This is a genomic window from Microbulbifer zhoushanensis, assembly GCF_021729055.1.
Classification (GTDB): Bacteria; Pseudomonadota; Gammaproteobacteria; order Pseudomonadales; family Cellvibrionaceae; genus Microbulbifer; species Microbulbifer zhoushanensis.
The window spans coordinates 23,432-44,317 of sequence record NZ_JAJSAO010000007.1; the positions used below are offsets into that span (position 1 = coordinate 23,432).

Below are 20,886 nucleotides of genomic sequence, written 5' to 3' on the forward strand. Positions count from 1 at the left end.
GCCCCGCTCAAGCATCCTGTGAGAGGTGGTTGTTAGAATTCGTAAGTAAAATTCAGGCCCATGGTGCGGGGCTGGCCGACGTAATAGAACTGGCCCCGTTCACCGTAGCGCTTGGCACTGCGCACACCCGAGAAGTAGTACTCGTCGGTGACATTGTCGAGGAACAGGGAAGCGCGCCACTGGTCGAGGCGGTAATCCGCTGACAGGTTGTAGACAACGTAGCTGTCCAGCACCTCATTGTCCGAGTTGTCGAACTCGTACAGCTCATCCTCGTAAGTAATATCATTCAGGCGGCTCTGGACCTCGTCCTTGTAATACGCGTTGCCGCGCAGGGTCAGCTCACCCACAGGAACCGGGATAAAGTAATCGAAGGCCGCGTTGAACTGCAGGTTGGGAACGCCGGGGAAGGCATCGCCGTCATAGCCACCAATCGCCAGCGCGTCACCATCCAGGCGATGGTCGTAATAGGTGACCCAGCCGCTGAGGGTCAGGTTATCGCTGACGGCCGCCTGGGTGGACAGTTCAATACCGTCGATCTGGCCCTGGTTGGCATTGCCGGTGATGTTGATGGCGGCAAGCTCGGACTTGGTGGGGACCTGCAGGTCTTTCCAGTCCACCCGGAACAGCGCGCCGTTGAAAATCATGGCACCGTCGGCGAGGGTGGTGTGCCAGCCGAGTTCATAGTTGACCGCGGTATCGGAATCGTAGGCTTTCTCGCTGTCCAGCAGCTGGGCGCCGGCGTTGGTGCCGCCGCGACGGAACCCCTCGGCCACCGTGGCATAGAACATTACGTCAGCAGTGAAGTCATAAGCGGCATTGAACTTGAATACCGTGTCATCGATCGAACCGTCACGGACATCACATTCCGGCTCGACGGTGTCGCGGGTCCAGTACCAGTAGACGGGCAGGAGTGTGCAGTCGTAGGCGTAATTCTCTTCCTGCTCAAAGTATCGTGCACCCAGGGTGAACTGCAGCTGGTCATTGGCGTGGAAGGTTGCTTCACCGTATACCGCCTGTTCCTTGAAGGTGCTGTCGGCGAAGCGCCAGTACTCAAGCTCACCATACCCGGTATCGATGCCGGCCCAGTCCTGGTAGCCCGGGGTGTATTCACGGGCATCCAGCAGGGTGTCAGTCTCCTCGTAATAAACCCCGGCGATCCAGTCCAGCCAGTCCGGCGAATTGGACTCGGTGGAGAGGATACGGGTCTCGTGCACCAGGGATTCCGAGTTGTTGTCGTCCACGGTGAAGCCGGAGAACTCGGGGAAGTCACAGTAGCCAGGCCAGATGTCCACGCACAGCAGGTCGGTCTGGTCGCGGTTGCCGGTGCCTTCGTATTCAGCGATGGAGGTGGTCGAGAAGATTTCCACCAGGTCGGTATTGAGGCCAAGTTCCACATTGAACAGGTCGTCGCGGTTCTCGCGTACTTCCTCGTAGCGCAGTGCGGAACTGAAATCACCGCCAGTGAACTCCGGGTTCACTGCCTGGCGGCCGCCGGCGGTCTGGTCCTGCACGTAGTAGCTGGCCTGGGCGAAGAAAGTGTCGTTGGGCTCCCACCGCAGGGCAGCGCGGACGGAATTGGTTTCCTCGGTGTTGGCATCCTTGATGGTGCGCTCAGCATTGCTTACGCCCGGCTCAACCAGCACATTTTCATAGTCCACGAAGCCGGCGTCATCGACACGAGTGCCAGAGACGCGCAGGGCCAGCGTATCGGAAAGCGGCAGGTTGAAGACGCCGCTGACCTCACTTGAAATCCCGTCACTTTCGCTATTCTGCGAGATCTCTGTGCTGACAGAACCTTCCACTGCCTCGGTGTTGGGGTTGTTGAGGATATAGCGCAGGGTGCCGCCCATGGCGCCGCGCCCGTAGAGGGTGCCCTGGGGGCCGCGCAGGACTTCCACGCGATCGATATCCACCAGTTTGAAGTCGATCAGCAGCGGCGTGTCGTTGACGTAACGGGAGATGATGTCCTTACCACCCTGGTTCTCGGACGCCTGCAGGCCGCCGACGTTCATGCCGCGCAGTGTCACCAGGCCGGTGCTGCGGGCGCCCGCGTCGATCATCTGCATACCGGGGATAAACTGGGACATCTTGGTCAGGTCGTCGGCACCGACGTTCTGCAGGTCCTCACCGGTGACCGCGGTGATGTTGTAGGGGATCTCCTGGATAGACTCGGAACGACGGCTTGCGGTAACCGTGATTTCCTCGAGCTGGGTGGCATTGCTGCCGGCCTCCTGGGCCTGCAGCACCGCGGGTGTCGCGTTGGCAGCGATGGCCAGGGCAATCAGTTTCTTACTGTATCTCTTCATGGGAGCACCTTGGGTTTTCGTGTAGTTATGAATTTTTTGTCGCCCCTGTGGCTCCCCGCACAGGTGGCGCAATACACCTGTGGCTTCCCTGCAAGGGGGGAGTTGAGAGGGCTCTGGGGGGATTGATCCCGCCGGGTTAAAAAACCAGATACAACTCGATGATTTTTCGTGGGCAGGTCAAGAGAGGGAAAAAGGGGGTTCCGCTACCGTGCCCGATAGCGTCAACTCAATTATCGAACCATTCGCTGAGGTAGAAGTCGCTGGAGCGAGCGCGGAGCGGGTCGCCCACAACGTGGGTGTATTTCAGCATAGCCATGTGTTCTTGTTAGCGATGTAAACCGTTGTACAAAAATGCGGGCATGCTGGCAAGCAGGCAGGGCCCCCAATTTGGCGAGCTGTCTGCAATATGCAAATTCCGCTGCGGAAAGTCAGGAATGACAGAAAGCCTGTTTCCTGAGAGCGCTCAGGCGGCGGTGCATGCGGAAACTCATTCGGTCCTGTTGCGCTACCTGCTGCGATTGGCTGGCTGGAACCAGGGTTGCATGAGCCGGCCCGGTACCTGGCATCAGTGGCTGCCGTGGGTGAAGGAGGCCGCCTCTCCCGGTAGTGGTAACTGCGGCAGGCTGGAAACAGCCTGGACCAGGCCTTCCTTGTAGAGCTCCGCCGCGTGCTCTTTTTCCCCCAGCGCGTGCAGCAATCGCGCCAGCTCCGCCGAGGTGGCGGGGTCCGAGCGCAGGGTCAGGCTCTTCTCGAAATGCTGCCGCGCCTTGCCCCAGAGCTCGTTGCGCAGGCACAGGCGGCCCAGGCAGGTGTACAGGTCCGCGTTCTCGCCGTATTCCTTCAGCCAGCCGTCGGCGACAGTCAGCTGCGCCGCGGCATCAGCGCCGGTCAGGCAGCCGTAGAGGCGACCCAGCTTCGCACGCCACTCATGGTTGAGGATCCAGCGCAGGTGCTTTTCCGCTTCCTCGTCACGTCCGACCAGGTGCAGTTGCTCGGCATAAAGCCCGCGCAGGTCCATATTGCGCTGCCAGCGACCACTGAAACTCTGCCAGATATCGAACAGCTTCTCTGCATCCTGGCGGGCGCCGGCCTCCAGCAGCTGGTGCTGGTACACCTCCTGCTCCAGCTGCTGCATTTCCTCCTCGGGCATATTGGCGTGCTTTTCCAGGTCCGGCAGCAGTGCGCGCAGGTGATTCCAGTCTTCCAGCTGGTAGTAGGCCTGCTTCAGCATCTGCAGCACCGCCGGGTGTTTCGGTTCCACCTGCTTGGCCCGCTCGAGGCTGGCGATGCACTGCTCGTAATGCCTGTCCAGCAGCTGCATGCGCGCCTGGCTGAGTGCCACCGCCAGGCGGGTGTCGTCGCCGCTCGCCTCCGCCTTGGCCAGCAGTTCGTTGGCCTCGTCCCGATAGCCCAGTTCGAAGGCACTGCGTGCCGCGGCGAGGTAGTTGATCAGCGGGGCGTCGGACCGGGGGGCGGATTTCAGCAGCTGGCGCCGGGCGCGGGCCCAGTTGCCCTCCATAAATTCCACCAGGCCGTTGGTAAGGCGGCGGCGTGCCACCCGGGTACGGCCGAAACGAATGCGGCTGACCCCGCCCTCGACACCGCGCAGCAGGCTGCGCAATAGCCAGAAGACCAGGAATAGCAGCAGCACCGCCAGGGTCACTGCGCCCACCGCCACCCACAGGTTCATTTCAATGCGCTTGCCGCCAACTGCCAGCAGCATATAGCCGGGATAACTGCGAATCATTTCGGTGAGGAACGCCCCGAACAGCAGGAACGCGAGCGCGGAGAACAGGAAGCGCTTCACGATGTCGCCCCCCCGTCTTCGGCCGGCCCGGGACTGGTGTTGTGCAGTCTCTCGATATAGTCGTGCAGGGCTTTCTGCGAGGCATTCAGGTCGGGCAATTCCGCTTCAATGGGCTCTTTTGCCATCGACTCGAGCTCGCGCACCAGGGCATCGCGGCGCTGGTTGGCAATACCGTAATCCAGCAGCAGCTGTCGCGCGCTTTTCAGGGAATCGCGATAGACGGTGCTGTCACCGCGCAGTACCGCCAGCTGCGCCTGCTCCATATTCAGCCGCAGGCTCTGGCGGAACCGTGCCTCGCTCTGGGGGGAGAGCAGTACCGGGTCGATATCGCCGTCGCGGATACGCACGGAATCCTTGAGAAAGCTGGTGAAGTTCTCCCAGCTGCGCTCCCAGGCCGGCTGTGTCGAATCCGCTGTATCATCTGGCGCCTCCTCTCCGGAAGCGCCCATTGCCAGGTCGAACTCCGGCTGGATACTGGCCTTCAGCATCTGTTCCTGCAGGGCGCCCAGGCGCAGGTACAGCCCCTGCTGGTCGATATCCTCGGCCATCTTCAGGTCGGTAATATCTCGCGCCAGTTGCTGGCGAACACCGTAGAGGTCGGGTCGGTCCACGCGGCGCAGGATGCGGTCCACTTCTTCCAGCAGGCCCAGGGCGGCGCGGCTGTCGCGTTCGAGCAGCAGGCGCTGGTTGGCCAGCCGCAGCAGGTAATCGGCCTCCGCCAGCTGCCAGTCGGTGCGGCTGACGTTACCCAGCTCGCCGAGGCGGCTGGACTGCGCCGCCAGCTCCCGTTGAAGTTGGGCCAGCTGCTGGCGCAGTTGGGCCACCGTGGTGCGCTGCTGGTTGAGTTCGCGCAGCATGTCTGCCATGGCCTGGGCCTGTTGTGCGGCCTGTTGGGCGCCGGGCTGGTGGGGTGGAGTGGAAACTCGGGCGCCGCTGTCCGGCGCTACCGGCTGCGGTATTGCCGAATCCCGCGAGCCTGCTTCAGCGGGCGAGGGCGTTGCGGGTTCGGGGGAAGCTGCGCTCTCACCTGTTCCGGTGGGGGTGTCATCCGCTGGCGCTGCGACGGTCGCGGTCGATTCGCGCTTGTCGCTGTCGGGTAGCAGTTCAATGGCCTGTTGCACACCCGCCTGGAATTGCGGCCAGTTGTACCAGGCCCATGCGCCACCGCCGCCCACCAGGGCGGCGGCCAGGAGCAGCCACAGCCAGCCGGAGCCGCTGCGCGACTTGTCCGCTTTCTTGCCGCCTTTGTCACCGTTTTTTTTGTCCGCGGCTGCCCGGGCAAAGTTGCTTTTGGGCTCCGCCTGGTCCGTGACCACAGGCACATCCTTGTGATCCCCGGATTTTTTCGAGTTGTCGTCAGTCATGAGCTGGCAGGCACTGCAGTGGAAAATGTCGTCAAATTATAGCGACTCGCGGCATCCTTTATACGATCTCTGGCGCGGATTTGAAATTTTTTACCGCGATCGGGGCGGCCGGGACCGCTCAGCGGGAAAAGATCGCACGCAGGGCGGCAAGCATGGCGCGGTCACCGGCGTTGGCGGCGGCGGTTGCATGCTGGAAGCCCAGCGCCCGCGCCTGTTCAGCCACCCGCTCACTGGGACAGACCAGGGCGGCACGATAGAGCGCATCGCGGCCGCTGGTGCGAATACAGTGGGCCAGGTTGTCCAGCGTTTCACCGCTGTGGACGGTGATGGCGTCGGGTTGGACGCTGTAGCCTGCCAGCTCCCCCGCGGCGGCTCCCGGCAGGGTTCGATGGTAGAGCTCGCAGTAATCGACGCGTGCACCCCGCTCGCGCAGGGTCTCGCCGATCAGCGTGCGGCCGCCGGCACCGCGAAACACCAGTACGCGCTCGCCTTCCACCCGCTGCAGGGCCGGCAGCGCCAGCAGGGCTTCGGAATCCATACCGCCGCCGGCGCTGCTGCAGGTCACGTCGTGGCTTTCCAGGTCCCGTGCGGTGGCGGCGCCGATGGCATAGTAGCGGGGCCCGGCCGGCAGTTGTGGCCAGTAGCTGTCCAGCCAGTCGAATGCCAGCCGTACTGCGTTACGCGACACAAAGATGGCATGTTCCACCTGGTCGAAATCCAGTACCTGGTCCCTGATGCGCTGGCAGGCGGGGCCGGTGTCAATGGGTTCGATCGCCAGCATGGGGATACTGTCCACGGTGGCGCCCGCGGCGGCGAGTTCCGCACACCAGTCAGAGGACTGGTGTGCGGGCCGGGTAGTGAGTACGCGCACACCGCGCAGTTCACTGGTCATGGGGTCAGAGGGCGGCCAGGATCTTGTCAGCGCCGCGGGCCAGCAGTTCCTCGGCCAGGGCGGTGCCGAGTGCGGCCGCCCCGGAGCGCGGACCGCGGGTTTCTGCACTGACAATTTCGCGGCCATCCGGGTCACCCACCAGGCCGCGCAACCACAGCTGGTCTCCCTCGAGTTCGGCGTAACAGCCGATGGGGATCTGGCAGCTGCCATTGAGGCGCGCCACCAGCGCCCGCTCGGCCGCCAGGCGATCTGCGGTGTCGCCATGGTGCAGCGGGGCAAGCAGGCGGTCGAGCTCGGCATCGCGGCGGGACTCGATGCCCACGGCACCCTGGCCGCCCGCCGGCAGCATGATCTCGGGGGCGATAAAGTCACGGATGCGCTCGCGCATCTCCAGGCGCAGCAGGCCGGCAGAGGCGAGGATAATGGCATCGAACTCGCCCGCATCCAGCTTGGCCAGTCGTGTATTGACGTTGCCGCGCAGGAACTTCACCTGCAGGTCGGGCCGGCGCGCGAGCACCTGGCACTGGCGGCGGAGGCTGGAGGTACCCACTACGGCGCCCTCCGGCAGTTCGTCGATGTGCGCGAAGTGATTGCTCACATAGGCGTCGCGGGGATCCTCTCGCTCACAAATCACCGGCAGGTGCAGGCCTTCCGGAAACTCCATGGGCACGTCCTTCATGGAGTGCACGGCGATATCGGCCCGGTCGTCGAGCATCGCTTTTTCCAGCTCTTTCACGAACAGGCCCTTGCCGCCCACCTTGGCCAGCGGGATATCCAGCAGCTGGTCGCCGCGGCTGGTCAGCGGCAGCAGTTCCACCGCGAGGCCGGGGTGGTGGAGCTCCAGCTGGTCCTTGACGAAATTGGCCTGCCACAGGGCAAGGGCGCTCTGCCGGGTGGCGATGCGGATGCGGTCTATAGCCATACTGCCTGGTTCGGTTGGGAAATGGGCCGCCAATTCTACCAGACCATAATGGCGCGGTGGGCGTGCGGGGTCAGTCGGTGGCGGCCCTGGCGCGCAGCCAGTCCTCCAGGAAGATACGGGCGGCGATGGAGTCCACCGGGTCCTCGGCGTAGTTGCCGCGATGGCCGCGCGCGGATGCCTCTTCTTTAGCGGCGCGGGTACTGAGTCGCTCATCCACCAGTTCCACCGGCAGGCCGGTACGGCCGTGGAGGCGTTGGGAGAACTTTCGAGCCCGGGCGCAGAACTCGCTCTCGCTGCCGTCCATGTTCAGCGGCAGTCCCACCAGCAGGTAGTGCGGCTGCCACTCGGCGACCAGGGCCTGCACCCGGTTCCAGTCGGGCTTGCCGTCCTTTGCCGGCAGTGGTGCCAGCTCCCGGGCGCTGCCGGTGAGGCTCTGGCCAAAGGCCAGGCCAATGGAGCGGGTGCCGAAATCAAAGGCCAGCGCGGTGACAGGTTTGGCCATCAGGCGTGACCCGCCTGCGAGCCCATGCCGGAAAGGTCAATGCCGTGGCGCGCCGCGGCGGTTTGCCAGCGTTTCTCGATGGGCGTGGCGAACAGGATCTCCGGCTCTGCCGGCAGGGTCAGCCAGGCGTTCTCCACCAGTTCCTGTTCCAGCTGTCCGGCGCCCCAGCCGGCGTAGCCGAGGGCCACCAGCACATCGTCCGGGCCGCGACCGGTGGCCAGGGACTCGAGGATGTCCCGCGAGGCAGTGAGACTGATATCGGGACTGACCTCGACAGTGGAATCGAACTGGGCCCCGGTACCGTGCAGGACAAACCCCTGTTCCGGGGACACCGGGCCACCCAGCAATACGACCTCGTCACCTCGGAGGCTGGCATCCTGCAGGGATAACTGCTCGAAAACCTCCTTCCAGTGCACCTTGCTTGGCACATTGATGACGATCGCCATGCTGCCGTCCGGGTTGTGCTCGCAGACGAAGGCGATGGTGTGGTGGAAGCGCGGATCCTGCATGCCGGGCATGGCGAGCAGGAATTGCCCCTTCAGGCTGGAGTGGGTCAGGTCGCTGTCGATATTGTCTCGGTGCATAAACTCAGTCTAGTCGGGGAGGCCGGGGGTGCCGGCGAGAACGCCCGGGCTCCGTGGTCCGGGGATTACCCCCGGGAGGGCATCTTGCCGGCGGCGGTGGAGAAGCCGGTCATTTCGAAGCGCCAGGTGCGGATGATTTCCAGTCGGTCGGCCTCCTTGCGGATCTCCGCCGGGAAGGGGGCGAATGGCGCCGCGAGGCGTACGATCTGCTGGGCGGCGTCGTCGAGCACGCGCTCGCCAGAGGACTCCAGGATAACAACTTCCTCCACTGCGCCCGTGGGCAGGAGTCGCACCATCATCCGCAGGCTGCCAGTGATCTGCTGTTGCAGGGCCTCCTCCGGGAAATTGTCATTGCCGACAGATTCCACTTTTTCCCGCCAGCCGTGCAGGTAGGCGGCGTCGGCTGAAGCCTTGGTAGCCACCGAAGTAAGCCGGCGGACCCGTGGGCGCTGGGCGATTGTCTGGCGGATCTTGTCCAGGCGGGCCTGCAGGCTGGCGATCTCCGGATTCACCTGCGGCAGGTCGGTGGGTGCATCACCGCGCTTCTCGTCGGAGCGCTTGTCCTCGGCCGGGAGCTCCGGCGCTTCGCGCGGGCTGTCGCCGATGGTTGTGACCAGTTGGCGTCGCTGGTCCGCCGGCCGGGCGGCCTGCTGCTGTGGCAGCGGGTTTACTTCCTGGATGCGGGTATCGGCGATTTCGGCGCGGCGGTTGCTCGACAGTTCCCTTGGTGTCTCGGCGGTACCACTGGCCTGCTGGTTGTGCTGTGCGAGGTAATCCGCATCTTCCGGCGCCTGCGTGGTGTGGTGTTGTGCCAGGGTCACTTCCAGGGTCGGCGGCGCCTGGCGACCTTCCGGCGCGGCAAAGGCCACGCCGAATATTACTATGGCGTGAAATGCACAGGCCAGGAACAGTGCGAAGACAAAGCGCTCGCCCTGGGCTGCCTGTGGATGGTTATTACTGGCGGTCGAGTTCATTCCGGTGATTGTGTACTGCTTATTATTTGCCCGTTGTGCTCGTCAGGTATCCCGGTGACTGCAATCACTGGTTTGCAGTGATGGTGCGGGATGACGCGGCACGGGATGCCCCGGTTACCTTGCCGGGGATTGATCCCCGGGGCCGCATCTACCGGCCGTTGGCCAGTCTATCCCTTTTTCCCCAGCAGGTCTGTGATCGCGTCCATGAGCAGCCCGCCGATATCGGTGCCGTAGGCCGCATCGATTTCGCGCACGCAGGTGGGGCTGGTGACATTGATCTCGGTGAGGTAATCACCGATCACGTCCAGGCCCACGAACAGCAGTCCCCTTTCCTTAAGGCTGGGAGCCACCTGCTCTACGATCCAGCGGTCGCGGTCGGTCAGCGGTCGTGCTTCCCCCCGTCCGCCTGCGGCGAGGTTGCCGCGGGTCTCGCCGGCTTCCGGGATCCGGGCGAGGCAGTAGGGTACCGCCTCGCCATTGACCACCAGGATGCGTTTGTCGCCGTCCTTGATTTCGGGGATGTAGCGCTGCCCCATAATCTGGCGGCGGCCGTTATCGGTTAGTGTTTCCAGTATCGCGCCCAGGTTGCTGCCGTCCGGCTTGCAGTGAAAGATACCGGTACCGCCCATGCCGTCGAGCGGTTTGAAAATAACGTCCCGGTGGCTGGCATGGAAATCCCGCAGGCGCTGGATATTGCGGCTGACGATCAGGGGCGGGCAGCACTGGGGAAAGCTGGTGGCAAAAATCTTTTCATTGCAATCGCGCAGGGACTGGGGCCGGTTGACCACCAGGCAGCCCTCACGCGCGGCACCCTCCAGGATGTAAGTAGAGTAGAGGAATTCATTATCGAAGGGCGGGTCGACCCGCATCAGCAGGGTGTCGAGGTCGCCCAGCGGCATGTCCTGTACATCGCCGAGTGTGAACCAGTTCCCGGGGTCGTCGAACACTTCCAGGGGGCGCCCGCGTCCCATGGGCCGGCCGTCCTCCAGGTAGAGGTCGCCCTGTTCGAAATACCAGAGCCGGAAGCCGCTGCGCTGTGCTGCCAAAAGCAGGGCCAGGGTGGTGTCTTTCTTGAACTGGATTTTGGCGATGGGGTCCATCACCACGCCGAGGGTCTGGCTCATAGGTAGGGGGTTCCGTTGCTGGTCGTCTTTGCCCGTGGCTAAAGTAAGGTCTGATCAATGGGGAGGCAACCGTTTCGGGCGACAATATACGCGAAAGTGCTCCGGGGTGGGGTGACGATAAATTGTGCATGCCGTCGAACAGGATTGGGACCGGTGGATTGTGCGATAGTTCTATGTTAAAAGTTCCCCTTGGCGTGCGACCCCGGCGAGTGCCCTGGAAAAGTGGCGCGGGGCGCCCAGACCCTGCTAGTGGTTCAAAGAAACGGCGCGGCAGCAAATAAGAACGGTTACCAGTGCCGAAAATAAATATTCAGGGGATACAACAACACTATGGAGCTGAACTGGGAAAGCCTGACGGTAATGGTGATCGACGACAGCAAGACGATCCGCCGCACCGCAGAAACTCTACTGCAAAAAGCGGGTTGTACCGTCGTCACGGCCACCGATGGCTTCGATGCATTGGCAAAAATTGCCGATTCCCGCCCCGATATCATCTTTGTCGATATCATGATGCCGCGCCTCGACGGCTACCAGACCTGCGCACTGATCAAAAACAACAGCGAATTCCGCGCAACCCCGGTAGTAATGCTCTCCAGTAAGGATGGCCTGTTCGATCGGGCAAAAGGGCGTGTTGTCGGCTGTGATCAATATTTAACCAAGCCGTTCAGCAAGAGTGAGCTGATGGGGGCGATTTCCGCTCACGCGAAGCCCCATCATGCGGCATAGGGCTGGTTGCGGATTGTGACTTTGCGCTCCCAGGTAGCGTAAGATAGGCGGCTTGTCCGCTGTCCGGCGGGGCCCGATCACGGTTCCAGCCGGGATAAAAAAGCAACAATAAAAAACTTAACAGGGTGTGCGGGTACCGGTTTCCGGTTTCCAGCCCGCCCAGCAAGACCAAAACAGTCACGCAGGCACTAGGCACTTTGGGGAATAAGTGGCCTGTGTGGCCAGAGAATGTCACGGGGAAGAAATGGCTAAGGTATTGATTGTTGACGACTCTCCGACAGAGACGCACAAGCTGACTACCATTCTGGAAAAGAACGGGCACTCGGTGCTTACCGCCACCAGTGGCGAAACCGGTGTGGATGTGGCACGCGAGCAGCGTCCGGATGTCATCCTGATGGACATCGTTATGCCGGGCCTCAATGGTTTCCAGGCTACGCGCCAGCTCAGCAAGGACAACCACACTACCGGTATCCCGATCATCATGGTCACTACCAAGGACCAGGATACCGATCGCGTCTGGGGCATGCGCCAGGGTGCGCGCGCCTACCTGACCAAGCCGGTGGCTGAGAGCAAGCTGTTGGGTGTGATCGAGGAGGTGTTGGCTTAAGCCAGCGGCAATCCGGTGCAGTCTGAACAGTCCCCCTATCTCGCGCTGGTTGATATTGCCAACCGCGCCAAGGCGCAGGCCGCAGGCCTGCCTGGCCGCCAGGAAGTAAAACCCTATTGGAGTGGTATTGGCTTTTCCCTGTTGGGGCATCGCTTTGTCGCTCCCATGGATGAAGTGGTGGAGCTGCTGGAAGTGCCGCCGCATACCTTTATCCCTGGTGTCCAGCCGTGGGTGCGGGGGGTGGCCAATGTCCGCGGGCGGTTGCTGCCCCTGTTCGACCTGGCAATGTTTTTCGGCGGTAGCCTGAGCAGTGGCCGCCACCAGCGCCGGGTGCTGGTGGTGGAGCATGAAAAGGTCTATGCCGGGCTGATCGTCGATGAGCTGCACGGTATGCAGCACCTGGCCCTGGAATATGCCCGCCGTGCGCCGGGAGATTTGCTGGAGCCTTTCGCGCCCATGATCAGCGGGCAGTTCCTGCGGCAGCAGGATCGCTGGCTCGTGTTCGATATGCTCGCCTTGATCAATGATTATCAGTTTATGGATGCCGCGGCTCACTGAGTACGCGGCATTCCTGTTTGTCCCGCGGGGGATGAACGCACAACAGGTGTCGCCGGCAGGCTGGTATTGTGTATTGCCGGGGCATCTATCGATCTTCGGTTCAACAGTGGTGAAAATAAGACGGCCTCAACAATAAACGGGGCCCGCCAGGAGTAAACTATGAAAACAGGCTCCCAGAGTTCCTTTTCCGCGCTACGCCGCAACCCGGCCGCGCTGTTCTTGGGTCTACTGGTGCTCGCCGCATTGGCGGGCCTGATCGTCAGTATCTTCCTGGTGCAGTCCCGGGGAGACCAGGACAAGCAATACCTCCAGCAGGTTGCCGAGCTGCGGGCCCTGGCCTACCAGGTGGTGACATACGCCCCCGCTGCCACCGCCGGTGACGAGCAGGCATTTGTCGAGCTGGAGAGTGTTATCGACGACATGACCAGTACCTGGAACCAGCTGCAGGGGGCCGATGAGTCCACCCGCGAGGTGCTGCGGAGTGAGCTGGCTGAGTATGGTGAGATCTGGCGCCAGGTGAGGGCCCAGGCGGACACTATCATTGACAACCGCGACACCATTATCTTCCTGAATGACGTTGCCAGTACCCTGAACGACTCGCTGCCGGAACTGCAGGCAGAGCACAACAACATTGTGGAAATCCTGCTGGCCAACAACGCCCCCGCGAACCAGGTGGAGCAGGCCCAGCTGCAGGTCTGGCGCGCCGAGCGTATCGGCCGGAACATCGACAAGATGCTGCAGGGTGGTGAGGATGCCGAGTCTGCTGCCGACCAGTTCAATACCGATGCCAGCCTGTTTGGTAAGGTGGTAGAGGGCATGAAAGGCGGTGACGTGGTGATGGGAATCTCCCGCGTAACCGACGAGGAGGCCCGCGAGTCGCTGGACGAAATCACCGAACTGTTTGAATTTGTGAGCTCCTCTGTACGGGAGATCTTCGAGGCCACCCCGGCACTGTTCGCGGCTCGCCAGGCGGCAGACGGTATCCTCGCCTCTTCCCCGCAGCTGCTCGAGTCCCTCAACACCCTTAACGACCGTATCGTTAACCTTTCCGCAGAGCGCCAGCCGAATAACCAGACCATCGCTATTCTTGCCGGTGTGTTCGTGCTGCTGATCTTCGGCATGATGGTTACCGCCTTCTCCGGCACCCGTCGCAGCCTGCGTGAAGAGTCCGAGACCAACGAGCGTAACCAGCAGGCCATTATGCAGCTGCTGGATGAGCTCGCCGACCTGGCCGATGGTGACCTTACCACCAGTGCCACGGTAACCGAGGCCTTTACCGGTGCGATTGCCGACTCCATCAACTACACGATTGACCAGCTGCGCGTACTGGTATCGCGAATCAACGGTACCGCCCAGGAAGTATCCGGCCTGTCCGAGGAGACGCAGCAGACTGCCCTCCACCTTGCGGAGGCCTCTGAGCACCAGGCCCAGGAAATTGCCGGTGCCTCTGCGGCCGTTAACGAAATGGCGGTAACGATTGACCAGGTATCCGCCAACGCCGCCGAGTCTGCCCAGGTAGCCGAGCGCTCGGTACAGATCGCCAGCAATGGTGCCAAGGTGGTACAGAACACCATCAAGGGCATGGACAATATCCGTGAGCAGATCCAGGACACCTCCAAGCGGATCAAGCGCCTGGGTGAATCCTCCCAGGAAATTGGCGATATCGTGAGTCTGATTAACGACATTGCCGACCAGACCAACATCCTCGCACTTAACGCCGCGATCCAGGCCTCCATGGCCGGCGACGCGGGTCGGGGCTTCGCGGTGGTAGCGGACGAAGTACAGCGTCTCGCCGAGCGCTCCGCCGGCGCCACCAAGCAGATTGAAGGCCTGGTAAAGGCGATTCAGTCCGACACCAACGAGGCGGTGACCTCGATGGAGCAGACCACCACCGAGGTGGTGCGCGGTGCGCGCCTGGCCCAGGACGCCGGTGTTGCCCTGGAGGAAATTGAGGGCGTATCCACCAACCTGGCGGCCCTGATCCAGAACATTTCCAACGCGGCACGACAGCAGGCCTCCTCTGCCGGCCATATCTCCAACACGATGAACGTGATTCAGGAGATTACCTCGCAGACTTCCGCGGGTACCCAGGCGACAGCCCAGTCCATTGGTAACCTGGCCAAAACCGCTACCGCCCTGCGTGAGTCCGTTGCCGGCTTCAAGCTGCCCGCCGAGGATACCGGTGTGGAGACCGGTGACGACCTCTACGATGTCGATCTGCCGGATGTGGGCGAGGATGATTTCCCGATGCTCGACGGCGAGGAAGACGACGCGACTGCCCGCGAGGATCGCGCCCTGGCCTGAAGCCCGGACGGGTAGCCCGTGCGCAAGCCGCGGGTACCCGGCGAAATACAGAATTATTGAGGACTTGGCGTGAGTCACGACAATCCGAATTTCCAGGCCCTTGACTGGCTGACCGGAGAGATCAACGAGACGCTGGCCCAGGCACGTCACGCCCTGGAGAGCTATGCGGCCGACAGCACGGAGCCCTCGCTCCTGCAGAATTGTCTCGAGCTGATCCACCAGGTCCACGGCAGCCTGCATATGGCAGAGCTGACCGGCGCTGCCATGCTGGCCGAGGAAATGGAACAGCTGATCCAGGCACTGGCGTCTGACGAGGTGGAGAACAGCGAGGAGACACGCGAATTCCTGATGCGTGCCCTGCTGGAGCTGCCGCTGTATCTGGACAAGGTCGCCTACCAGCGCCGCGATAATGCGGTGCTGTTACTCCCCCTGCTCAATGACCTGCGCGCGGTCCGCCGCGAGCGCCTGATTACCGAGGGCGGACTCTTTTCGCCCGAGCTGTCAGCGCTCGAGCGTGCCGCCGGTGCCCGCCAACCCCTGCTCTCAGACAAGGCCCGGCTGCAGGAGTTGGTGACCAAGTTACGCAAGATGTATCACGTTGCGGCGGCCGGTTTGATCCGGGACGTCAACAGTGGCGATAACCTGGCCTACCTGCAGAAAGTCACTGACAAAATGCTGCTGCTCTACAGCGGCAGTGTGCGCCAGCCACTCTGGCAGATCCTCGAGGGCCTGCTGGAGGCCATCGGTGAACACCGTATCACCGTGCAGCCGGCATTGCGCCAGCTGCTGCGGCGGATTGATGTGGAATTCCGCCTGTTGCAGGGCCGTGGCGGCCAGGTGCTGGATGCGCCCCTGGACCGCGGCCTGGTCCGCAACCTCCTGTTTTACGTCTACATGGCCGGGCCAAACGGCCCGCGCTGCCAGCAGCTGTACGACACTTTTGCCCTCGATCGGGCGGTGCCGGGAACACCACGGCCCGATACTGGCGAGGCGCTTGCCATGGGCCCCGAGGCCATGGGCACCGCCGTGGCCGCCCTGCGCGAAGAGTTGCAGAGTGTGCGCGAGGCTCTGGACCCCACCGTCGCTGCAGCCGAAACGGTTTCCCTCGCTGACACCGCTACGATCGCCCAGCGTATCGCCGATACCCTGGGGGTCCTGGGGCTGGAAAATCATCGCATACGCGCCCGGGGTATCTACGAAAGCCTGCGCGATGCGTCGCGCAGCGGGGATCCACAGGAACTCCTGTTGCAGGCCGCGGGTGAAGTGGTACAGCTGGATTCGGCACTGGCTGCGACAGTCAGCCGCCAGCACCAGGAGCATGCGGAACAGCCCCTGATGGGCGACGCCACCGACTCGGTACTGAGGGAGGCGCGCGCGGGCCTTGAGTCAGTAAAGGAATCGGTAGTCGAGTACATCGCCAGTCACTGGGATGTGCGGCACCTGGACAGGGTCCCGGAACGGCTGCAGGAAGTAGGCGGTGGTCTGGAGATGGTGGGTTACCGCCGCGCAGCGGACATTGTCTCTGCCTGCACCCGCTATATTTCCGAGCGCCTGATCGAGGCAGCCGAGCAGCCTGAATGGAAGCTGCTGGATACCCTGGCAGATGCCATTACCAGCGTCGAGTACTACCTCGAGCGGCGCGCGGACGGCATCGAGGATGCCGATATGCTGCTGGCCCTGGCGGAGGACAGCGTCACCGCCCTGGGCTTCCAGGTTAAGGGTGACAGTGCCGACGCAAGCGTATCGGAACTGCAGGACGACGCAGGGGTTGCCGCGGAAGCTGTGCCGGCGGTGGAAGAGCCCACCGCTCCTACAGCGGATTACTATGCGGACGAATCCCTCAGCGGGGACGCAGGTGCTGCGACAGAAATCCCGGTCGCGGAGGCAGGGCCGCCCTCGCCAGAGGAAGCGACAGAATTCCCGGCTGCCGATTTGCAGCAAGGCTCGGCTGAAGCGGAACCCCCGGCCGAGACCGCCGCATCCGCCTCGTTTGTCGATGACGACGATGAGAGCCTGATCGACGACGAAATCCTCGAGATTTTCCTGGAAGAGGCCGCCGAGGTCCTGGAAACAATCGGCGAGTACTTCCCCCGCTGGGCTGAAGATTTCAGCGACCACGATGCCCTGATCGAGTTTCGCCGGGGCTTCCACACCCTCAAGGGTTCTGGCCGCATGGTCGAGGCGCTGGATATCGGCGAACTGGCCTGGTCGGTTGAGAACATGCTCAACCGCGTGATCGATGAGACGGTCAAGCCGCAGCGTGGCCATGTCCACCTGATAGAGCATGTCTGCGCCAAGCTGCCATCGATGATCGAGGGCTTTCGCCTGCAGACCGGCGATCCGGAGCCCGAGCGTACCAGCCAGCTGCAGGAGTGGGCCGACCAGTTGTCCCGCGGCGAAGTCCCCGCAGGCCTGTCCGCCCCCGAAAAAGGTGCTGCGGTCCCGCAGGAGGACCAGCCTGCCGCAGAGCTCGTGCCTCCGGCGCCCGAGGATTCCGATTTTGATGACAATGCGCAGTTGTGGGAGATTTTTGCGCAGGAGACCGAGACGCATCTAGCCACCCTGGATGAGTACCTTGCTGCAATGCGCGAGGCCGCGCCGGTCTACGATGTGCCCTCGGATCCACTGCACCGCGCCCTTCACACCATGAAGGGGTCTGCCCATATGGCGGAAGTCACCCCGGTGGCAGAGCTGGTCGCGCCGCTGGAGCGATTCGTGAAAGAGCTGCGCACTTACCAGGTGCGTATCGACGAGGACATTTACGAGCTGCTCGCGGATGGCGCCAGTTACGTGCGCATCGTGCTCGAGCAGATACGCGGCCAACAGCCGATCCACATCGAGAAGGCTGAACAGTTCCTCGCCCGCACCGAAGAGCTGCAGGAACGCTCCGTCGGTCACCTGATCCGCGAGCGCGAAGCGAGCGAACCGCGGGAGGTCGATCCGCACCTGCTGGCGGTCATCATGGCCGATGGCATGAAGGTCCTGCTGGATGCGGACGAGGTGCTGAACGCATGGCGGCGGACCCCGGAGGATACCGCGCAGCTGAAACCTGTGGCGGAAGAGTTGGAAGTGCTGGGTGAGGCCGCACGCCGTGCGCAGCTGCCAACCCTGGCAGAGCTGTCCCAGTTACTGCTGGAAGTTTACGTGCGCATCCTCGACGGACGGCTGGAGGGCGAACCGGCCCTGTGGTCGACGCTCGACCAGGGCCACAGCGAATTGCTCGACCTGGTGGATGCGGTGGCCGCGGCCCAGGACCTGCCGGACGTCAGCGATGCGGTGGGCGAGGCCCTGCGCTCACTGGCGCACGGTGAGAGCGTCAGCGAGGATGACGACTTTGACTGGGCTGAGCTTGGAATCGACCGGGCCGACCTGCCGTTAACCGGTGACAGCGAAACGGAAGCTGAACCGGCGGCCGGCAGTGATGATGCCGCAGGCAGCTCGGCCGGAAGCGACTGGGCCGGTCTGGGTATCGATAGCGGCGACCTGCCGACAACCCGGGGCGGTGAGCAGGAGTACGACCTGGCCGGGCAGGATGACTTCAGTGACCTGGGGCTCGACCCGGAACTCCTGGGCGAGTCCGGCAACGGGGACAAACCTGCTACAGCCGGTGAGGAGCAGCCTGCTGCGCCGGTTGTGGAGCCGTCCAGCACGGCGGCACCAGCCACTGGCAGTGACCAAACCGCGCACCTGAATGCCCTCCTGGCTGACATCGACCCGGATGTGGTGGATGTATTCATGGAGGAGGCCGGTGACCTGGTCGATGAACTGGAAGAGTTGATCCAGGGCTGGGAGGCCGATCCCGCGGACTACAGTCGTGCGGAAGCACTCAAACGCGTACTGCATACGTTCAAGGGCGGCGCACGCATGGCTGGCCTGATGGGGCTGGGTGAAGTGGCCCACCGTTTCGAAACCGTAATTGAGGCTATGCCTCCCCGCGAGCACCCAACCGGCGGTTTCTTCACCGATGCCCATGGCATCTATGATCGCATCGCTGCCGGTGTTGAGACCGTGCGCGCGTGGATGGGCGGTGATTCCCTGGAAGAGTTTGCCCTCCTGCTCGAAACTGCCTGGGCCGACAGCCAGGTGGCCGATCTGCCGCAGGTGGCGGAGATCATCGAGGAAGACGGGGTAAGCCCGGTCGAAGCCGGCCAGCCGGAAGGCGATAGCCAGGCTGCCGACGACGACGGAGCGGTTGAACCGGAGCAGGAAAAGGACGAGCAGCAGGTGCCGGCATTGCTGGGTGCTGTGGAAGTGGGTCCGGCCCCGGCCACTACGGTCGAGTCGGCTGCCAATGTGCTGCCGTTTGTACGTAAGAAAGACAGCCTGAAGGACAGCGACCAGCGCTCCGGAAACCGCGGGCAGCCGCAGGAAATGGTGCGGGTCGCGGCGGAGCTACTTGAGGAACTGGTGAACCTGGCGGGGGAAACCTCAATCTCCCGCAGCCGCCTTGAGGAGCAGGTGAGTGAGTTCGGTTTTGCGCTGGACGAGATGGATTCGACCATCACGCGCCTGAACGAACAGCTGCGCCGCCTGGATATGGAAACCGAGGCGCAGATCCTGTTCCGCCAGGAGCAGCTCGCCGAGCAGGATGACAACTTCGACCCGCTGGAAATGGACCGCTACTCATCCATCCAGCAGCTGTCGCGCTCTCTGCTGGAGTCCACCTCGGACTTGCTGGAGTTGCGCAACACCCTGGGCAACAAGGCCCGTGATACCGAAACGCTGTTGCTGCAGCAGTCCCGTGTAAACACCGAGTTGCAGGAAGGCCTCATGCGCAGCCGCATGGTGCCTTTCTCACGCCTGGTGCCGCGCCTGCGCCGTATCGTACGGCAGGTCAGCGCTGAGCTGGGCAAGCAGGTCGACCTGGTCTTCTCCAACGTAGAGGGGGAGCTGGACCGTTCCATGCTCGAGCGTATGGTGGCACCGCTGGAGCATATGCTCCGCAATGCGGTGGACCACGGGATTGAGTCGCCGGAATTGCGCGCGGAATCTGGCAAGCCCGAGCGCGGTCGGATCACTGTCGCACTGGAGCGCGAGGGCAGTGAGGTGGTGCTCACCATCAGCGATGATGGTGCCGGTATCAACCTGATGAAAGTGCGTGAGAAGGCGATCGAGCGCGGCCTGATGCGTGCCGATGCGGAGCTTTCGAACAACGAGATCCTGCAATTCATTCTCAAGGCGGGCTTCAGCACCGCCGACCAGGTGACGCAGATTTCCGGTCGCGGCGTGGGTATGGATGTGGTGTCCGCCGAGATCAAGCAGATCGGTGGCGCCGTGCATATTGAGTCGCAATACGGCACCGGAACCAGCTTCACTGTGCGTCTGCCCTTTACCGTGTCGGTCAACCGGGCACTGATGGTGAGTGTGGGGGATGATGTTTTCGCCCTGCCGCTTAATACCATTGAGGGTATCGTGCGCCTCAGCCCCTACGAGCTGGAGCACTACTACAAATCCCCGGATGCCCGTTTCGAGTATGCCGGTGAACCCTACCAGGTGAATTACTTCGGTACCCTGTTGCAATCCGAGGCGCGGCCCAAGCTGGGACTCGATGAATCCCAGCTGCCAGTGTTGCTGGTGCGCTCCGAAGGGCATGCAATGGCATTGCAGGTGGATGCCGTGCTGGGCAGTCGCGAGATCGTGGTAAAAAGCCTGGGGCCCCAGTTCGCCGCGGTGCAGGGGGTCTCCGGGGCCACTGTAACCGGTGACGGTACCGTGGTAGTGATTCTTGATGCCCACGCGCTGTTGCGCCAGCAGGCCGCCCTGCTGGCACGTCCCCCGGAGCCGACCCTGGCGCTGGCGCCGCGGGTGAGGCAGGAAGCGGAACAGGCACAACAGCGGGTCATGGTGGTGGATGACTCGGTTACCGTGCGCAAGGTCACCACGCGCTTCCTGGAGCGTGAGGGTTACCTGGTGAATACCGCCAAGGACGGTCAGGACGCCGTGATCCAGCTGCAGGATATCCAGCCCGATGTCATCCTGCTGGACATCGAGATGCCGCGGATGGATGGTTTTGAGGTGGCGCGCCATATTCGCGGTAACAGCCTCCTGCGCGACATCCCCATCATTATGATCACATCGCGGACCGGCCAGAAGCACCGTGAGCATGCGCTCTCCCTGGGGGTAAACCACTACCTGGGCAAGCCCTACCAGGAAGAGGTGCTGCTGGAGGCAATCCGCGAGTACACCGCAGAGACGGCCGGCCAGTGACGGGGACAG

General features: G+C 62.9%; 14 protein-coding genes. 5 read left to right on the top strand and 9 right to left on the bottom strand.

Features of this window, described 5'->3' with window-relative positions:
* Window positions 1–32 precede the first annotated feature (32 nt).
* The 9 genes from LVD10_RS14815 to gshB form a co-directional block, all read right to left on the bottom strand.
* Complete coding sequence (locus tag LVD10_RS14815; RefSeq protein ID WP_237064134.1) at window positions 33–2,306, bottom strand: TonB-dependent receptor; 2,274 nt, start codon at window positions 2,304–2,306, stop codon at window positions 33–35.
* A gap of 565 nt (window positions 2,307–2,871) precedes the next feature.
* Window positions 2,872–4,113, bottom strand: coding sequence for a heme biosynthesis HemY N-terminal domain-containing protein (locus LVD10_RS14820; RefSeq protein ID WP_237064135.1), 1,242 nt, complete (start codon window positions 4,111–4,113; stop codon window positions 2,872–2,874).
* A complete protein-coding gene (locus LVD10_RS14825; protein ID WP_237064138.1) occupies window positions 4,110–5,477 on the bottom strand; it encodes a uroporphyrinogen-III C-methyltransferase in 1,368 nt (455 codons plus the stop codon). Before LVD10_RS14825 ends, LVD10_RS14820 begins: the two co-directional genes overlap by 4 nt.
* Window positions 5,478–5,595: 118 nt before the next feature.
* Window positions 5,596–6,369 carry a uroporphyrinogen-III synthase gene (locus LVD10_RS14830; RefSeq protein WP_237064139.1) on the bottom strand — a complete coding sequence of 258 codons (774 nt, stop codon included), beginning with the start codon at window positions 6,367–6,369 and terminating at the stop codon, window positions 5,596–5,598.
* A gap of 4 nt (window positions 6,370–6,373) precedes the next feature.
* Entirely contained in the window at window positions 6,374–7,291 is a 918-nt protein-coding gene (hemC, locus tag LVD10_RS14835; RefSeq protein ID WP_232940656.1) for a hydroxymethylbilane synthase, read from the bottom strand.
* Between the two features lie 70 nt (window positions 7,292–7,361).
* Window positions 7,362–7,793, bottom strand: coding sequence for a Holliday junction resolvase RuvX (ruvX, locus tag LVD10_RS14840; RefSeq protein ID WP_232940657.1), 432 nt, complete (start codon window positions 7,791–7,793; stop codon window positions 7,362–7,364).
* Window positions 7,793–8,377, bottom strand: coding sequence for a YqgE/AlgH family protein (locus LVD10_RS14845; protein WP_232940658.1), 585 nt, complete (start codon window positions 8,375–8,377; stop codon window positions 7,793–7,795). The genes ruvX and LVD10_RS14845 overlap by 1 nt, the downstream gene beginning before the upstream one ends.
* Window positions 8,378–8,442: 65 nt before the next feature.
* The gene (locus tag LVD10_RS14850) at window positions 8,443–9,351 is read right to left on the bottom strand and encodes an energy transducer TonB (RefSeq protein WP_232940659.1); all 909 of its coding nucleotides are present in this window, start codon (window positions 9,349–9,351) and stop codon (window positions 8,443–8,445) included.
* A gap of 167 nt (window positions 9,352–9,518) precedes the next feature.
* On the bottom strand, window positions 9,519–10,475 hold the full coding sequence (gene gshB, locus LVD10_RS14855; RefSeq protein ID WP_237064140.1) for a glutathione synthase: 957 nt from the start codon (window positions 10,473–10,475) through the stop codon (window positions 9,519–9,521).
* A 330-nt stretch (window positions 10,476–10,805) separates the two neighbouring features.
* On the opposite strand from gshB, the gene pilG reads away from it, so the two are divergent.
* The 5 genes from pilG to LVD10_RS14880 all read left to right on the top strand — a co-directional run bounded on the left by pilG (window position 10,806) and on the right by LVD10_RS14880 (window position 20,877).
* The gene (pilG, locus tag LVD10_RS14860; RefSeq protein WP_091515145.1) at window positions 10,806–11,201 is read left to right on the top strand and encodes a twitching motility response regulator PilG; all 396 of its coding nucleotides are present in this window, start codon (window positions 10,806–10,808) and stop codon (window positions 11,199–11,201) included.
* 244 nt (window positions 11,202–11,445) lie between these two features.
* On the top strand, window positions 11,446–11,808 hold the full coding sequence (gene pilH / locus LVD10_RS14865; RefSeq protein ID WP_232940661.1) for a twitching motility response regulator PilH: 363 nt from the start codon (window positions 11,446–11,448) through the stop codon (window positions 11,806–11,808).
* A 15-nt stretch (window positions 11,809–11,823) separates the two neighbouring features.
* Window positions 11,824–12,366 (top strand): chemotaxis protein CheW, encoded by a 543-nt coding sequence (locus LVD10_RS14870; protein ID WP_232940662.1) that lies wholly within the window; start codon window positions 11,824–11,826, stop codon window positions 12,364–12,366.
* A gap of 159 nt (window positions 12,367–12,525) precedes the next feature.
* Window positions 12,526–14,670: a methyl-accepting chemotaxis protein gene (locus tag LVD10_RS14875; protein ID WP_232940663.1), complete on the top strand. Its 2,145-nt coding sequence runs from the start codon at window positions 12,526–12,528 to the stop codon at window positions 14,668–14,670.
* 69 nt (window positions 14,671–14,739) lie between these two features.
* Window positions 14,740–20,877, top strand: coding sequence for a hybrid sensor histidine kinase/response regulator (locus LVD10_RS14880; protein ID WP_237064141.1), 6,138 nt, complete (start codon window positions 14,740–14,742; stop codon window positions 20,875–20,877).
* Window positions 20,878–20,886: the final 9 nt, after the last annotated feature.

Bases quoted from the DNA above. Each gene is read 5' to 3' on its own strand.
- LVD10_RS14815 (WP_237064134.1), bottom strand. From the start codon at position 2,306: ATGAAGAGATACAGTAAGAAACTGATTGCCCTGGCCATCGCTGCCAAC.
- LVD10_RS14825 (WP_237064138.1), bottom strand. From the start codon at position 5,477: ATGACTGACGACAACTCGAAAAAATCCGGGGATCACAAGGATGTGCCT.
- LVD10_RS14830 (WP_237064139.1), bottom strand. From the start codon at position 6,369: ATGACCAGTGAACTGCGCGGTGTGCGCGTACTCACTACCCGGCCCGCA.
- hemC (WP_232940656.1), bottom strand. From the start codon at position 7,291: ATGGCTATAGACCGCATCCGCATCGCCACCCGGCAGAGCGCCCTTGCC.
- ruvX (WP_232940657.1), bottom strand. From the start codon at position 7,793: ATGGCCAAACCTGTCACCGCGCTGGCCTTTGATTTCGGCACCCGCTCC.
- LVD10_RS14845 (WP_232940658.1), bottom strand. From the start codon at position 8,377: ATGCACCGAGACAATATCGACAGCGACCTGACCCACTCCAGCCTGAAG.
- LVD10_RS14850 (WP_232940659.1), bottom strand. From the start codon at position 9,351: ATGAACTCGACCGCCAGTAATAACCATCCACAGGCAGCCCAGGGCGAG.
- gshB (WP_237064140.1), bottom strand. From the start codon at position 10,475: ATGAGCCAGACCCTCGGCGTGGTGATGGACCCCATCGCCAAAATCCAG.
- pilG (WP_091515145.1), top strand. From the start codon at position 10,806: ATGGAGCTGAACTGGGAAAGCCTGACGGTAATGGTGATCGACGACAGC.
- pilH (WP_232940661.1), top strand. From the start codon at position 11,446: ATGGCTAAGGTATTGATTGTTGACGACTCTCCGACAGAGACGCACAAG.
- LVD10_RS14875 (WP_232940663.1), top strand. From the start codon at position 12,526: ATGAAAACAGGCTCCCAGAGTTCCTTTTCCGCGCTACGCCGCAACCCG.